The following is a 13,788-nucleotide window of genomic DNA, read 5'->3' on the forward strand; positions in this document are numbered from 1 at the left end:
AGTCCCACCCGCCCCACGGGGCGCTGTCCGGATCGGCTCGCACACGGCCCGAACGGATGGCAGCGGAGTGACGGAATCCGGTACTCCGGAACCTCGGCACTCCGCACTCCGGAGGCCCCGCCCTTCGAAGGGAGTCGGTCATGTCCACCCCCATGTCCGCGAGCAGGTTCCTCGGCGCGCTGCGCGGCGAGGGCCTCTCGGTCGTCCAGGTCGGCGAATGGTCCACCCACAACCGCAACCACAAGGGCCCCTGGGGCCCGGTGCACGGCGTGATGATCCACCACACCGTGACCCGCGGCACCGCGAACACCGTCCGGATCTGCCGGGACGGCTACGAGGGCCTGCCGGGACCGCTCTGTCACGGCGTGATCGCCAAGGACGGCACGGTCCACCTGGTCGGCTACGGCCGCGCCAACCACGCGGGACTCGGCGACGACGAGGTCCTCAGGGCGGTCATCGCCGAGCGCCGCCTGCCGCGCGACGACGAGGCCACCACCGACGGCAACCGGCACTTCTACGGCTTCGAGTGCGAGAACCTCGGCGACGGCGAGGACCCGTGGCCCAAGGTCCAGCTGGAGGCCATCGCGAAGGCTGCGGCCGCACTGTGCCGGGTGCACGGGTGGACGCACCGCTCCGTCATCGGGCACCTGGAGTGGCAGCCGGGGAAGGTGGACCCGCGCGGCTTCACGATGGCCTCGATGCGCGAGCGGATCGCCGACCTCCTGCGCTGAACCCCCGGAGCGCGCGGGAGCGACGGGCCGACGCGCGGGTGACGGCCCGGCACCCGGACAATGGCCCGGTGAACGCGTTCGACCTCTCCCACCTGCGGCCCCGGCTCCCCTCGCCCCTGGAGCCGGTGGAGGACGAGCGCTTCACCCGGCGCGGGCTCGCGCTGCTCCTCAAGCGCGAGGACCTCATCCATCCCGATCTGCCGGGCAACAAGTGGCGCAAGCTCGCGCTCAACCTGGTCGCGGCGGGCGGGCGTCCCGTGCTCACCTTCGGCGGCGCGTACTCCAACCACCTGCGGGCGGTGGCGGCGGCGGGCCGGCTGCTCGGCTTCCCCACGGTCGGGATCGTGCGCGGCGACGAGCTGGCCGGCCGGCCGCTCAACCCCTCGCTCGCGCGGTGCGCGGCGGACGGGATGCGTCTGGAGTTCGTGGACCGGGCCACGTACCGCGCGAAGAACGACCCGGCCACGCGCGCGGAGCTGCTGAAGCGGGCCCCCGCGGGCGCGTACGTGGTCCCGGAGGGCGGCAGCAACGCGCTCGCCGTCCAGGGGTGCGTGGAGCTGGGCCGCGAGCTGGCCGGGGCGGCGGACACGGTCGCCGTCGCCTGCGGCACGGGCGGCACCCTCGCGGGTCTCGCGGCCGGCCTCTCCCCCGGGCAGCGGGCGTTGGGCGTCCCGGTCCTCAAGGGCGGTTTCCTGGGCGGGGAGGTACGTGCGCTCCAGGAGGCGGCGTTCGGCGGGCCGCGCGGCGACTGGACGCTGGACGAGCGTTTCCACTGCGGGGGGTACGCGCGCACGTCCCCCGCTCTGGAGGCGTTCGCACGCGACTTCGAGGCGCGGCACGGACTCGCCATCGAGCGGCTGTATGTGGCCAAAATGCTCCACGGCCTCACGACCCTGGCGGAGGAGGGCGCGTTCCCGGCGGGTACCCGGCTCGTGGCGGTGATCACGGGCGCCCCCGACGACCCTCAGCCGGCGGACTCCTCGCGGTAGGCGGCGGCCTCCTCCAGGTCGAGCCGGCGGAGCAGGGTCCGCATCATCTCGTCGTCGATCCGCCGTGCGTCGCGCAGCTGCACGAAGACCTCGCGCTCGGCGTCGATCATCTCGCGCGAGAGGCGCCGGTAGGTGTCGTCCGCGGTCTCCCCGGTGATCTCGTTGACGGCACCGAGCCGCTCCCAGACCGCGTTGCGGCGCCGTTCGAGGACCGTGCGGAGCCGGTCGGCGAGGGGCTGCGGGAGGGCGTTGCGCTCGTCGGCGAGGAGCTCGTCGAGACGCTCCTCGGCGGCCCGCGAGGCCTCGCTCTGGGCCTGCGCCTCGGCCAGCGTCTCGGCGTACCGGTCGCGTCCGGGGAGCTTCAGGAACCGGATGAGGGGCGGCAGGGTGAGGCCCTGCACCACCAGGGTGCCGATGACGGTGGTGAAGGTGAGGAAGAGGACGAGGTTGCGGGCCGGGAACTCCACACCGTCGGTGACGACGGGGATGGAGAAGGCGATGGCGAGCGAGACCACCCCGCGCATGCCGGCCCAGCCGACGACGAGCGGGGCCCTCCAGTCCACCCCCGGTTCCCGTTCCCGGACGCGGGCGGAGAGCCGGGGCAGGAAGGTCGCCGGGTAGACCCAGACGAACCGGACCACGACCACCGCGACGAAGACCCCGACCGCGTACCAGATCGCCTCGCCGATGCCGTACTGCCCGAGGCCCTGGACGACGTACGGCAGCTGAAGGCCGATCAGGGCGAAGACGGCGGACTCCAGGACGAAGGCGACCATCTTCCAGACGGCCTCCTCCTGGAGCCGGGTCGCGAAGTCGACCTGCCAGGCGCGGTGGCCCAGGAAGAGACCGACCACGACGACGGCGAGGACGCCGGAGGCGCCGACCTCCTCGGCCGCCGCGTAGGCGACGAAGGGGATGAGGAGGGAGAGCGTGTTCTGGAGGAGCGAGTCGCCGAGGCCCCGGCGCAGCCAGTGGATCGGGACCATGAGGACCAGGCCGACGCCGATGCCGCCGAGGGCCGCGAGCGCGAACTCCCCCAGGCCGCCCGCCCAGCTGATCCCCTCGCCGACGGCCGCCGCGAGGGCCACCTTGTACGCGGTGATGGCGGTGGCGTCGTTCACCAGGGACTCGCCCTGGAGGATCGTGGTGATCCGGTTCGGCAGCCCGAGCTTGCGCGCGATGGCGGTGGCGGCGACCGCGTCCGGCGGGGCGATCACCGCGCCGAGCACGAGGGCGGCGGTGAGCGGCAGATCGGGGACGAGGACGTACGCGAGCCAGCCCACGGCCACGGTGGCGAAGAGGACGTACCCGACGGAGAGCAGCGCGACGGGCCGGATGTTGGCCCGCAGGTCGAGGTACGAGGAGTCGACGGCGGCCGTGTAGAGGAGCGGGGGGAGGATCAGCGGCAGCACGATGTGCGGGTCGAGGGTGTAGTCCGGCACCCCGGGGACGTACGAGGCGACGAGACCGACGGCGACCAGCAGCAGGGGCGCGGGCACCGGCGTCCTCCGGGCGAGCCCCGCGATCGCGGCGCTCGCCGCCACCAGTGCCACCAGCTGCAGTGCGTCCATGCCCGTGTGCCCGTCCCTGTCCGGTGCCGCAACGTAACCTGGCCATCATGAGCGAGTGCCCGCACGTTGCCGAAATGCCGCGCCCCGAACCGGCGCCGCTGGCCGACACCTGCCCCGAGTGCCTGGCGGACGGTACGCATCCGGTCCAGCTGCGGATCTGTCTGAGCTGCGGGCACGTGGGCTGCTGCGACTCCTCGGCGGGACAGCACGCGACGGGGCACTTCTCCACGACGGGCCACCCGGTGATGCGGACGTTCGAGCCGGGCGAGGCCTGGCGCTGGTGCTTCGTGGACGGGTCGATCGTCTGAGTCGCCGACGGGTCGCCGGCCGGTGGGATCTTCCGACCGTCCGGGGATTCGGCCGTTCGACGATTCGCCCGCCCCACGGTTGGGTACGTCACCCCTCCGCCGGTCGCTCGTTTTCGGCCCCCGCAGACCCCTGTCCACCGTCCGCACCCATGGGCCTACCATGGGTGACGATCGGTGACCTGGGGGCCGGTGGGGGCAGGGGCTCACAGCGACACGGCGGGACGGATCGCGATAGCGTCACGGCGGACCGCGCAGCCCCCTGCGTACCGCCCGGTTCGGGGGCCTCTCCCCCCGAGCCCCGAATGAGCTTGTGCCACCTTGGAGGTGAGGGTGTCCCAGATCGCAGGCGAGCCCGGGACCCAGGACTTCGTGGAAGTCCGGCTGCCCGCTGCGGGTGCCTATCTGTCCGTGCTGCGTACGGCCACGGCCGGCCTCGCGGCGCGCTTGGACTTCACCCTCGACGAGATCGAGGACTTGCGGATCGCGGTCGACGAGGCCTGCGCCATCCTGCTCCAGCAGGCCGTGCCGGGATCCGTCCTCAGCTGTGTCTTCCGGCTGGTCGACGACTCCCTCGACGTGACCGTCTCCGCCCCGACCACCGACGGCCGGGCGCCCGAGCGGGACACCTTCGCCTGGACGGTGCTGTCGGCACTGGCCGGGAAGGTGGAATCGTCGGTGGCCGACGACCGTACGGTCTCGATCAGCCTGTACAAACAGCGCGGCGCGGGGCCAGGCCCGGCGTGAGGCGCGGGGACGCGACGGCCGGCATCCCTGAGCAGCAGGCACGGCCGTATGAGGTCGCTACGGAGCAGGCGGACCAGATGAGCGAGCACGAGCAGCACCACGAGGTTCCCGAGACACCAGGCGTCTCCGAGGCCCCCCGGGGCCCTGTGAGCGCGGAGGGCTCCTCCGGGGCCCACGGGACCCCCGAGGCCTCTGGGGCCTCCGTGGCTCCTGGGACTCCTGGGACTCCTGGGACTCCTGGAGAGCCTCAGCCGGAAGCAGCCGAAGCCGGCGCGGAGGCAGAGGCGGAGGTGGAGAAGCCGGGGGACGGCGACGAGCCCGAAGACACCCCCGTCCCCCCGAGCCCGACCGACCGGAGCGGCGCCCGCGCGCTCTTCGTCACGCTGCGTGAGCTCCCCGAGGGTTCCGCGGAGAAGGCCGAGCTGCGCAACCAGCTGGTGCGGATGCACCTGCCGCTGGTCGAGCACCTGGCCCGGCGCTTCCGCAACCGCGGCGAGCCGCTGGACGACCTGACGCAGGTGGCGACCATCGGCCTGATCAAGTCGGTGGACCGGTTCGACCCGGAGCGCGGCGTCGAGTTCTCGACGTACGCGACCCCCACGGTCGTCGGTGAGATCAAGCGCCACTTCCGTGACAAGGGGTGGGCGGTCCGCGTACCGCGCCGGCTCCAGGAGCTGCGGCTCTCGCTGACCACGGCGACGGCGGAGCTCTCCCAGCAGCACGGCCGCTCGCCGACCGTGCACGAGCTGGCCGAGCGGCTGGGGATCTCGGAGGAGGAGGTCCTGGAGGGCCTGGAGTCGGCGAACGCCTACTCGACGCTCTCCCTGGACGTCCCCGACACGGACGACGAGTCACCGGCGGTGGCTGACACGCTCGGCGCCGAGGACGAGGCCCTTGAGGGGGTCGAGTACCGCGAGTCGCTCAAGCCGCTCCTGGAGGACCTGCCGCCCCGGGAGAAGCGGATCCTGCTGCTGCGCTTCTTCGGGAACATGACCCAGTCGCAGATCGCGCAGGAGGTGGGCATCTCCCAGATGCACGTCTCCCGGCTGCTCGCCCGGACCCTCGCGCAGCTGCGGGAGAAGCTCCTGGTCGAAGAGTAGACCCGGTAACGGGACTACGTCGTGTCCTGACCGGGGCGCCGGATGCCGAGCGCCTCGGTCGTGGCCGGGTTCACCAGGAGGACGAGCCCGGTGACGGCCAGGACACCGAGAACGATTCCGGCCGGGATCATCGCGCTGTTCGCCTGGACCATCTGCCAGGCGACCGGCAGCGCCAGGATCTGGGTGATCACGGCCGGGCCGCGGCTCCAGGAGCGGCGCAGCCACAGGCCGCGGGCCGCTGCGAGCGGGATCAGCCCGAGTGCGACGAGCGTCACGGCGCCCGTCGCGGCGCCGGTGAGGTCCTCGGACGTCCCGGTCAGCGCGTTCACCAGCATGTAGACACCCCCGGCGACGAGGCCGAGGGCCTCGATACCGGCCACGGCCGCCGCGGCGGCCAGACGGGCGGGACGGGGGGTCTGCTCCGTACTGCTCATAGAGGGCAGGGTAGCGGGGGCCCGGCGGGACGGCCGAGACCGGGCGAGGCAGACGGGATCGGGAGGGATCGGGAAGGCAGGGCCGGGCGGGATCGGGAAGCCGGGCCGGGCGGGGTTCGTACGGTCCATGCCGGGCGGCGTCGGAAGGGCCGGGCCGGGTGGGTTCGGGCGGCGTCGGGACGGCCGGGTCGGGCGGGATCAGGGGGTCCGTGCCGGGTGGAGTGCCCCGGTCCGGATTGTCCAGGGATCGGGCTGGACTGGGCCCGGTACCGCCGGGTAGGTACCCTGGCGCTCATGCGCGCACTTCTCGTGGTCAACCCGGCAGCCACCACCACCAGTGCCCGCACCCGTGACGTGCTCATCCACGCGCTCGCGAGCGAGATGAAGCTGGAGGCGGTCACCACCGAGTACCGCGGGCACGCGCGGGACCTGGGACGGCGGGCCGCCGACTCCGGCAACATCGACCTCGTCGTGGCCCTCGGCGGCGACGGCACGGTGAACGAGGTCGTCAACGGACTGCTGCACGACGGGCCCGACCCCGACCGCCTTCCGGGCCTCGCGGTCGTCCCAGGTGGCTCGACGAACGTGTTCGCCCGGGCCCTCGGACTGCCGAACGACGCCGTCGAGGCGACCGGCGCGCTGCTCGACGCCCTGCGTGAGCGGCGGGCACGCACAGTGAGCCTCGGTCTCGCCTCGGGAACGCCGGGCACGGAGGACGAGTCCGTCCCGTCCCGCTGGTTCACCTTCTGCGCCGGGCTCGGTTTCGACGCGAGCGTCATCGGCCGGGTCGAACAGCAGCGGGAGCGCGGAAAGAGATCCACGCACGCCCTTTATCTGCGCCAGGTGTTCCGCCAGTTCCTCGAGGAGCCCCACCGCCGGCACGGCACGATCACTCTGGAACGCCCCGGCGCCGAGCCGGTCGAGGACCTCGTCCTCTCCATAATCTGCAACACCTCCCCCTGGACCTACCTGGGCAATCGTCCGGTGTACGCGTCCCCGGAGGCCTCCTTCGAAACCGCGCTGGACGTGCTCGGACTGCGCCGACTCTCCACCCCGGCGGTGGCCCGTTACGCCACCCAGCTGCTCACCTCGACCCCGGAACGAGGGCCGCGCGGCAAGCACGCCGTAACCCTGCACGACCTGACCGACTTCACCTTGCATTCGAAGGTCCCACTCCCCCTGCAGATGGACGGCGACCACCTGGGACTGCGTACGAGCGTGACGTTCACAGGCGTACGCCGTGCACTGCGTGTGATTGTGTGAGTGGAAGGGCCCAAAGTCCTTTCACTCGAACGTTTAGGCGCGCATCCACCCCTTAGAAGTACGGCTGTGACCTAGTCGACACCGAGGAATCAAAAAAAACTTTCCGGAAGGGGTTGTATCCGGTGTCGAGGTTTGCGAGTCTCTTCTTGGCGATCGGGACGGCCCGCAACACCGGCCTCCACTGAGAGCCAGAACCCCTCCTCAGTACCTGGACCACACCAGTTCATCTGGCAGTCGGCCCTTCACTTACGGGGGGATTCGTGAAAGCGTTCACATTCACAAGCAACCAGCTTGTAACACCCTAGAGAGGTAGCAGCCATGGACTGGCGTCACAACGCCGTTTGTCGTGAGGAAGACCCCGAGCTGTTCTTCCCCATCGGCAACACCGGTCCTGCGCTGCTGCAGATCGAGGAAGCCAAGGCCGTCTGCCGCCGCTGCCCCGTCATGGAGCAGTGCCTGCAGTGGGCGCTCGAGTCCGGCCAGGACTCCGGCGTCTGGGGTGGCCTCAGCGAGGACGAGCGCCGCGCGATGAAGCGCCGTGCCGCTCGCAACCGGGCGCGTAACGCCAGCGCCTGACGCCCCACCGACAGCCTGAGGCCAGCGGCGCATACATCGCGTATGCAATCACCGCCCTCGAGCCGCAGCGCGCAGCAGTAACCCACAGCATTCGAGCCCCGGACCGATTTCCTTCGGTCCGGGGCTCGCTGCTGCGTGCACCGCATGTTTTCCGATGCGCGTCTGCTGCGGTCCGCGTTTCGCGGTGCGCGTTTCGCAATGCGCGCTTGAGGTGCGCGCGTGAGGTTCGCGTTTCGCCGTGCGGACTACTTCTGCGGAAGCACAGGGATGTCGAGGACCACCTTCGTACCGCGCTCGGCGCCGGGCAGCATGTCGAAGGATCCGCCCAACTCCCCTTCCACCAGGGTCCGTACGATCTGGAGGCCGAGGTTGCCCGCCCGCTGCGGGTCGAAGCCCTCGGGCAGACCGCGGCCGTCGTCCTGGACCGTGATCAGGAGCCGGGCGTCGGCCCTGGGCTCGCCGCGCACGGCGGTGACCTCGACGGTGCCCTCGTCGCCCTGGGTGAACGCGTGTTCCAGGGCGTTCTGGAGGATCTCGGTGAGGACCATCGAGAGCGGGGTCGCGACCTCGGCGTCGAGAATGCCGAAGCGGCCGTTGCGCCGACAGGTCACCCTGCCCGGGGAGATCTCGGCGACCATCGCGATCACACGGTCGGCGATCTCGTCGAACTCCACACGCTCGTCCAGGTTCTGGGACAGCGTCTCGTGGACGATCGCGATCGAACCGACGCGCCGCACGGCCTCGTTGAGTGCCTCGCGGCCCTGGTCGGAGTCCATCCGGCGGGCCTGGAGGCGCAACAGGGCGGCCACCGTCTGGAGGTTGTTCTTCACCCGGTGGTGGATCTCCCGGATGGTGGCGTCCTTGGTGATCAACTCGCGCTCCCGGCGGCGCAGTTCGGTGACGTCCCGAAGCAGGACGAGCGAACCGATACGGGTGCCCTTGGGCTTGAGCGGGATCGCGCGGAGCTGGATCACCCCGCCGTTGCCCTCGACCTCGAACTCACGGGGCGCGTAGCCGGAGGCCAGCGTGACCAGCGCCTCGTCCACCGGGCCGCGCGAGGGGGCGAGTTCGGCGGTGATCTGGCCCAGGTGCTGGCCGACGAGATCGGCGGCGAGGCCGAGCCGGTGGTACGCGGAGAGGGCGTTCGGCGAGGCGTACTGGACGATGCCCTCGGCGTCCAGGCGGACGAGTCCGTCGCCGGCGCGGGGCGAGGAGTCCATGTCGACCTGCTCGCCGGGGAAGGGGAAGGTCCCGGCCGCGATCATCTGGGCGAGGTCGGAGGCCGACTGGAGGTAGGTGAGCTCCAGGCGGGAGGGGGTGCGGACGGTCAGCAGATTGGTGTTGCGGGCGATGACGCCGAGGACCCGGCCCTCGCGGCGCACGGGGATGGACTCGACCCGTACCGGGACCTCCTCGCGCCACTCCGGGTCGCCCTCGCGGACGATCCTGCCCTCGTCGAGCGCGGCGTCGAGCAGCGGGCGGCGGCCGCGCGGCACGAGGTGGCCGATCATGTCGTCCTGATAGGAGGTGGGGCCGGTGTTCGGCCGCATCTGGGCGACGGAGACGTACCGCGTGCCGTCGAGGGTCGGGACCCAGAGGACGAGGTCGGCGAAGGAGAGGTCGGAGAGCAGCTGCCACTCCGACACCAGCAGGTGGAGCCACTCGAGGTCGGAGTCGCTCAGGGCGGTGTGCTGGCGCACGAGGTCGTTCATGGAGGGCACGGTGCGAGCGTACCCGCGGAATAAAGGGGCGGTGAACCTGGATCTCCGGGGCTCCGTGCTGGAGGATGGGCCAGGAAGCACCGTGTTCCTGTGGATGGACAGACGAGAATGGTCTAGTCCACAATGAATGCAATAGACCTCCATCCTCCCCGCACAGGAGGATGGAACGAGGTACCCGACGCTCTCTGCCCTGACTGCGTCGAGACCTCCCACACGGCCGAGGGACCGCACACCCCCGGCCGATGCAACTCCGGGCTGCGGTGCCGGGCGGGCTGAGGGTCCCGCCGGGCGCCGTAGCCCGCGGGTGTTTCCGGGGCCGGTCCTACGGGCGCTCCGGGGGCCAGGCCCGCATCGCCGTCTCGGCCACGGCCGCCAGTTCCTCCGCCGTCGCCCCGTCGCGGGCCTGCTGGGACATGCCCTGGAGGACGGCACCGCTGAAGCGGGCGAGGGCCCGGGGGTCGGTGTCGGCCGGCAGCTCGCCCGACTCGACGTCCCGGCGGATCCGGGCCTCGAAGCTCGCCAGGTTGGCGTTCCTGTGGCTTCTCAGGGCCTCCTCGACCTCGGGGGTCGAGCAGTTGGTCGCGGCGGAGATCATCAGGCAGCCGCGGGGGTGACCCGGCTCGGTGAAGAGCTCGGCGGCCTCGCTCAGGACCCGCCCTATGGCGCCGCGGGCGGTCGCCTCCTCCGCGAAGGCCCGGCCGCCGTACGCCCCGAACGAGGTGGTGTACGCCTCGACGACCTCCTCGAACAGCGTCTTCTTGTCGCCGAAGGCGGCGTAGAGGCTGGGGGCGCTGATGCCCATGGCGCGGGTGAGGTCGGAGACGGAGGTCGTCTCGTAGCCGTGCTCCCAGAAGGCCATCGTGGCCTTCTCCAGGGCCGTGAGCCGGTCGAAGGAGCGGGGGCGGCCGCGCTGTGTCGTCACCATGGAGTGAATTCTATAGCGGCCACTACGGAAGTGGGGTACGGTCTTTTCGTAACGACCGCTACAGAAATGAGGGGGGCGTCGTCATGGGCGTGCTCGAAGGAAAGACGGCTCTGGTGACGGGTGGCAGCCGGGGCATCGGGCGGGGGATCGCCGAGCGGCTCGGCCGCGACGGGGCGCGGGTCGCGGTGCACTACGGGAGCAACGAGGCGGCGGCGAAGGAGACGGTCGCGGCGATCGAGGCCGCCGGCGGCGAGGCCTTCGCGATCGGGCAGGAGCTCGGGGTGCCGGGGGACGCGGAGGCGCTGTGGGCCGCGTTCGACGCCCACAGCGAGGGCCTGGACATCCTGGTGAACAACGCGGGGATCGGGGCCTCCTCGCCGTTCGCGACGATCACCGAGGAGGAGTACGAGCGGATCTTCGCCGTCAACACCAGGGCGCCGTTCTTCCTCGCACAGCTCGGCGCGGAGCGACTGCGCGACGGGGGCCGGATCGTGAACGTCTCGACGGGCCTCTCGCACGCGGCGGTGATGCCGGAGCTGATGGCGTACGCGATGTCGAAGAGCGCGCTCGACGTGTTCACCCGCTATCTGTCGAAGGTGCTGGGTTCGCGCGGGATCACGGTCAACGCGGTGGCGCCGGGCATCGTGGACACCGACATCAACGCGGGCTGGCTGCGGGGGAACGACGAGGCCTGGGCGGGAGCGGCGGCGATGTCGGCCCTGGGCAAGGTCGGCACCCCGGAGGACATAGCCGACGTGGTGGCCTTCCTGGCCTCGCACGACGGGCGCTGGGTGACCGGGCAGTGGATCGACGCGACGGGGGGCTCCATCGCCTGACCTTGAGGGTCCGAGGGGTTCGAGTGGCTGGGGGGACACGGGCGGCCGACGATGGAGGCGGCGGGCGCGTCCGGGAGGCGGAACAGCATGAGGGGAAGGCCCCTCCTCTGCTAGATTTGGCTTTGATTGGTCTATACCACATGGCTCCCTCACCAGCCCCTCACCAGATCGGCAGGCACAGCGTGGAAGTTGTCATCGTCAAGGACGCCAAGGCGGGCGGCGAACTCATCGCGGACGGCATCGCCGACCTCCTGCGCCGCAAGCCCGACGCGCTGCTCGGCGTGGCCACCGGCTCGACTCCGCTGCCCATCTACGACGCGCTGATCGCCCAGGTCGAGGCCGGCTCCGTGGACGCCTCGCGGGCCCGGATCGCCCAGCTGGACGAGTACGTCGGACTGCCCTCGGGCCACCCCGAGTCGTACCGCTCCACCGTGCTCCGCCAGGTCGTCGAGCCGCTCGGGCTCTCCCAGGAGGCCTTCATGGGCCCCGACGGCTCCGCCGCGGACGTCCTGGCGGCCTGCGAGGCGTACGACACGGCGCTCGCCGAGGCCGGTGGCGTGGACCTGCAGATCCTCGGCATCGGCACCGACGGGCACATCGGCTTCAACGAGCCGTGCTCCTCGCTCGCCTCCCGCACCCGGATCAAGACGCTGACCGAGCAGACCCGCGTGGACAACGCCCGCTTCTTCGACAACGACATCGAGCAGGTGCCGCACCACGTCATCACCCAGGGCATCGGCACCATCCTGGAGGCCCGTCACCTGGTGCTGCTCGCCACCGGCGAGGGCAAGGCCGAGGCCGTGGCACAGACCGTCGAGGGCCCGGTGGCGGCGCTGGTGCCGGCCTCCGCGCTGCAGCTGCACCCGCACGCCACGGTCGTGGTGGACGAGGCCGCCGCCTCCAAGCTGAAGCTCGCGGACTACTTCCGTCACACCTTCGCGAACAAGCCCGCCTGGCAGGGCATCTGAACCGCCCGGAACCCCCGTGTACGACGAAGGGGCCCGGCACCTGTTCAGGTGCCGGGCCCCTTCGCGTACGACGTGTGCCGGAGGCGGTGGTCAGGCGCCGGTTCCGACGACGGCCTCGGCGGCCGCGCGGCCGCAGACCCGGGCCGCGCCGTGCGTGGCGATGTGCAGGGCCCCGCGGGGCTCCGCCTCGTTGAGGCCCATCTCGACCACGACGGTGTCCGGGCGGGCCGCGATCAGGGCGTCCAGGGCCTCGATCATCCACGTGTGCCGGTGGACGTCGCGTACGACGGCCACGATCCGCCGCTCCCCCGCTGCGGCGAGGACGGCGTCCACCGAGGAGTCGGCGTAGGAACCGGTCTCCGTGCCGGGCAGCAGTCGCTCCAGCTCGGCGGCGATGCCCCAGGGCGTCTCGTCGCCGACCGCGAAGTTCGCGACGGGGGTGAAGGAGGCCACGTAGGGAGCGCTGGTCATCGGGGTGTACGGCCGCTCCCCCCGGGTCACCTTCAGGGCCCGGCGGGCGGCGACGAGTCCGATGTCGGCGCCGGGCGCGGTCCCCTCCTGCACTGCCGCGCCCGGCACCGATCCAGCCCCCCTGGCCCGGTGCGCCTGGGTCCAGGCCGCCAGGGCGCGCACGCGCGCCGCGGCGTCGGCCAGCCGCTCCTCGGGCAGTTCACCGGTCCGTACCGCATTGACGAGCGCGTCGCGCAGCTGCAGCACGGTGTCCTCGTCGCACAGCCCGCCGCCGACGCAGATGGCGTCGGCGCCCGCGGCGATGGCGAGGACGGATCCGCGCTCGATGCCGTACGTCGCCGCGACGGCCTGCATCTCCATGCCGTCGGTGACGATCAGCCCCTCGAAGCCCAGTTCCTGGCGGAGCAGACCCGTGAGGATCTGCGGGCTCAGGGTGGCCGGGCGGTGGGGGTCGAGCGCGGAGAGAAGAATATGCGCGCTCATGACCGCTTTGGTACCCGCGGCGACGGCAGCGCGGAAAGGTACCAGCTCACGGGTGTGCAGTGTGGCGAGGTCCACATCGATCCGGGGCAGCGCGTCGTGGGAGTCCACGTTGGTGTCGCCGTGTCCGGGAAAGTGCTTGGTGCAGGCCGCGACCCCGACGCCCTGCAGGCCGTCGACGTACGCCACGGTGTGCCGGGCGACCAGGTCCGGGTCCGGCCCGAAGGACCGGACGCCGATGACGGGGTTCTCGGCGTTGGAGTTGACGTCGGCGGAGGGCGCCCAGTTGAGGTCGACACCGCAGGCCGCGAGCCGGCGGCCGAGTTCGCGGGCCACGGCCCGGGTCAGCTCGACGTCGTCGACGCTGCCGAGGGCGTAGTTGCCGGGGAAGGACGAGCCCTGCTTGACCTCCAGGCGGGTGACGTCCCCGCCCTCCTCGTCGATGGCGACGAGGACGTCGTCCCGCTCGGCCCTGAGCTGCGCGGTGAGCGCGGTGAGCTGCTCGGGGCTGACGATGTTCCGGCCGAACAGGCCGACGGACGACAGGCCCTCGCCTATGCGGCGCAGCAGCCAGTCGGGCGCGGTGGTGCCGACGAACCCGGGCTGGAGCACCGTGAGCGCGTCACGGGTCAGGGTGTCCGTGGCGTGTACGAGTGTGGTCATGAGGAGCC

The 13,788-nt window shown here is 71.6% G+C and carries 14 protein-coding genes; 9 read left to right on the forward strand and 5 right to left on the reverse strand.

Going from position 1 to position 13,788, the window contains the following annotated elements:
• Positions 1–140: 140 nt before the first annotated feature.
• Positions 141–731 carry an N-acetylmuramoyl-L-alanine amidase gene (locus tag OG259_RS14285; RefSeq protein WP_328942614.1) on the forward strand — a complete coding sequence of 197 codons (591 nt, stop codon included), beginning with the start codon at positions 141–143 and terminating at the stop codon, positions 729–731.
• A gap of 68 nt (positions 732–799) precedes the next feature.
• Positions 800–1,720 carry a 1-aminocyclopropane-1-carboxylate deaminase/D-cysteine desulfhydrase gene (locus tag OG259_RS14290; protein ID WP_328942615.1) on the forward strand — a complete coding sequence of 307 codons (921 nt, stop codon included), beginning with the start codon at positions 800–802 and terminating at the stop codon, positions 1,718–1,720.
• Here the strand turns inward: OG259_RS14290 and OG259_RS14295 are convergent.
• Positions 1,696–3,291 carry a Na+/H+ antiporter gene (locus tag OG259_RS14295; protein ID WP_328942616.1) on the reverse strand — a complete coding sequence of 532 codons (1,596 nt, stop codon included), beginning with the start codon at positions 3,289–3,291 and terminating at the stop codon, positions 1,696–1,698. The two genes, OG259_RS14290 and OG259_RS14295, sit on opposite strands and share 25 nt — an antisense overlap.
• 47 nt (positions 3,292–3,338) lie before the next feature.
• On the opposite strand from OG259_RS14295, the gene OG259_RS14300 reads away from it, so the two are divergent.
• The 3 genes from OG259_RS14300 to OG259_RS14310 all read left to right on the forward strand — a co-directional run bounded on the left by OG259_RS14300 (position 3,339) and on the right by OG259_RS14310 (position 5,443).
• Positions 3,339–3,599, forward strand: coding sequence for a UBP-type zinc finger domain-containing protein (locus OG259_RS14300; protein WP_328942617.1), 261 nt, complete (start codon positions 3,339–3,341; stop codon positions 3,597–3,599).
• A gap of 330 nt (positions 3,600–3,929) precedes the next feature.
• Positions 3,930–4,343: an anti-sigma regulatory factor gene (locus OG259_RS14305; RefSeq protein WP_019889334.1), complete on the forward strand. Its 414-nt coding sequence runs from the start codon at positions 3,930–3,932 to the stop codon at positions 4,341–4,343.
• Positions 4,340–5,443: an RNA polymerase sigma factor SigF gene (locus tag OG259_RS14310; protein WP_328942618.1), complete on the forward strand. Its 1,104-nt coding sequence runs from the start codon at positions 4,340–4,342 to the stop codon at positions 5,441–5,443. The genes OG259_RS14305 and OG259_RS14310 overlap by 4 nt, the downstream gene beginning before the upstream one ends.
• Before the next feature lie 14 nt (positions 5,444–5,457).
• Here OG259_RS14310 and OG259_RS14315 read toward each other — a convergent pair whose 3' ends face one another.
• Complete coding sequence (locus OG259_RS14315) at positions 5,458–5,877, reverse strand: hypothetical protein (RefSeq protein WP_328942619.1); 420 nt, start codon at positions 5,875–5,877, stop codon at positions 5,458–5,460.
• A 294-nt stretch (positions 5,878–6,171) separates the two neighbouring features.
• Here OG259_RS14315 and OG259_RS14320 point away from each other — a divergent pair, with 294 nt between their 5' ends.
• The gene (locus OG259_RS14320; RefSeq protein WP_266896511.1) at positions 6,172–7,140 is read left to right on the forward strand and encodes a diacylglycerol/lipid kinase family protein; all 969 of its coding nucleotides are present in this window, start codon (positions 6,172–6,174) and stop codon (positions 7,138–7,140) included.
• A 318-nt stretch (positions 7,141–7,458) separates the two neighbouring features.
• Positions 7,459–7,716, forward strand: coding sequence for a WhiB family transcriptional regulator (locus OG259_RS14325; protein ID WP_003953983.1), 258 nt, complete (start codon positions 7,459–7,461; stop codon positions 7,714–7,716).
• A 245-nt stretch (positions 7,717–7,961) separates the two neighbouring features.
• Here the strand turns inward: OG259_RS14325 and OG259_RS14330 are convergent, their stop codons facing one another.
• Both OG259_RS14330 and OG259_RS14335 read right to left on the reverse strand, forming a co-directional pair.
• Entirely contained in the window at positions 7,962–9,428 is a 1,467-nt protein-coding gene (locus OG259_RS14330) for a sensor histidine kinase (RefSeq protein ID WP_328942620.1), read from the reverse strand.
• Positions 9,429–9,759: 331 nt separating this feature from the next.
• Positions 9,760–10,362 carry a TetR/AcrR family transcriptional regulator gene (locus OG259_RS14335; RefSeq protein ID WP_328942621.1) on the reverse strand — a complete coding sequence of 201 codons (603 nt, stop codon included), beginning with the start codon at positions 10,360–10,362 and terminating at the stop codon, positions 9,760–9,762.
• An 83-nt stretch (positions 10,363–10,445) separates the two neighbouring features.
• Between OG259_RS14335 and OG259_RS14340 the strand changes: the two genes are divergently transcribed.
• Positions 10,446–11,198: an SDR family oxidoreductase gene (locus tag OG259_RS14340; protein ID WP_328942622.1), complete on the forward strand. Its 753-nt coding sequence runs from the start codon at positions 10,446–10,448 to the stop codon at positions 11,196–11,198.
• Between the two features lie 182 nt (positions 11,199–11,380).
• Entirely contained in the window at positions 11,381–12,166 is a 786-nt protein-coding gene (nagB, locus tag OG259_RS14345; RefSeq protein ID WP_328947087.1) for a glucosamine-6-phosphate deaminase, read from the forward strand.
• A 90-nt stretch (positions 12,167–12,256) separates the two neighbouring features.
• Here the strand turns inward: nagB and OG259_RS14350 are convergent, their stop codons facing one another.
• Positions 12,257–13,780 (reverse strand): glycoside hydrolase family 3 protein, encoded by a 1,524-nt coding sequence (locus OG259_RS14350; RefSeq protein ID WP_328942623.1) that lies wholly within the window; start codon positions 13,778–13,780, stop codon positions 12,257–12,259.
• Between the last annotated feature and the right edge of the window lie 8 nt (positions 13,781–13,788).

This window comes from Streptomyces sp. NBC_00250 (assembly GCF_036192275.1).
Lineage (GTDB): Bacteria > Actinomycetota > Actinomycetes > Streptomycetales > Streptomycetaceae > Streptomyces.

What these genes read in the sequence shown, in the direction of transcription:
- OG259_RS14285 (WP_328942614.1), top strand. Translation starts at nt 141, where the DNA reads ATGTCCACCCCCATGTCCGCGAGCAGGTTCCTCGGCGCGCTGCGCGGC.
- OG259_RS14295 (WP_328942616.1), bottom strand. Translation starts at nt 3,291, where the DNA reads ATGGACGCACTGCAGCTGGTGGCACTGGTGGCGGCGAGCGCCGCGATC.
- OG259_RS14300 (WP_328942617.1), top strand. Translation starts at nt 3,339, where the DNA reads ATGAGCGAGTGCCCGCACGTTGCCGAAATGCCGCGCCCCGAACCGGCG.
- OG259_RS14315 (WP_328942619.1), bottom strand. Translation starts at nt 5,877, where the DNA reads ATGAGCAGTACGGAGCAGACCCCCCGTCCCGCCCGTCTGGCCGCCGCG.
- OG259_RS14320 (WP_266896511.1), top strand. Translation starts at nt 6,172, where the DNA reads ATGCGCGCACTTCTCGTGGTCAACCCGGCAGCCACCACCACCAGTGCC.
- OG259_RS14325 (WP_003953983.1), top strand. Translation starts at nt 7,459, where the DNA reads ATGGACTGGCGTCACAACGCCGTTTGTCGTGAGGAAGACCCCGAGCTG.
- OG259_RS14330 (WP_328942620.1), bottom strand. Translation starts at nt 9,428, where the DNA reads ATGAACGACCTCGTGCGCCAGCACACCGCCCTGAGCGACTCCGACCTC.
- OG259_RS14335 (WP_328942621.1), bottom strand. Translation starts at nt 10,362, where the DNA reads ATGGTGACGACACAGCGCGGCCGCCCCCGCTCCTTCGACCGGCTCACG.
- OG259_RS14340 (WP_328942622.1), top strand. Translation starts at nt 10,446, where the DNA reads ATGGGCGTGCTCGAAGGAAAGACGGCTCTGGTGACGGGTGGCAGCCGG.
- OG259_RS14350 (WP_328942623.1), bottom strand. Translation starts at nt 13,780, where the DNA reads ATGACCACACTCGTACACGCCACGGACACCCTGACCCGTGACGCGCTC.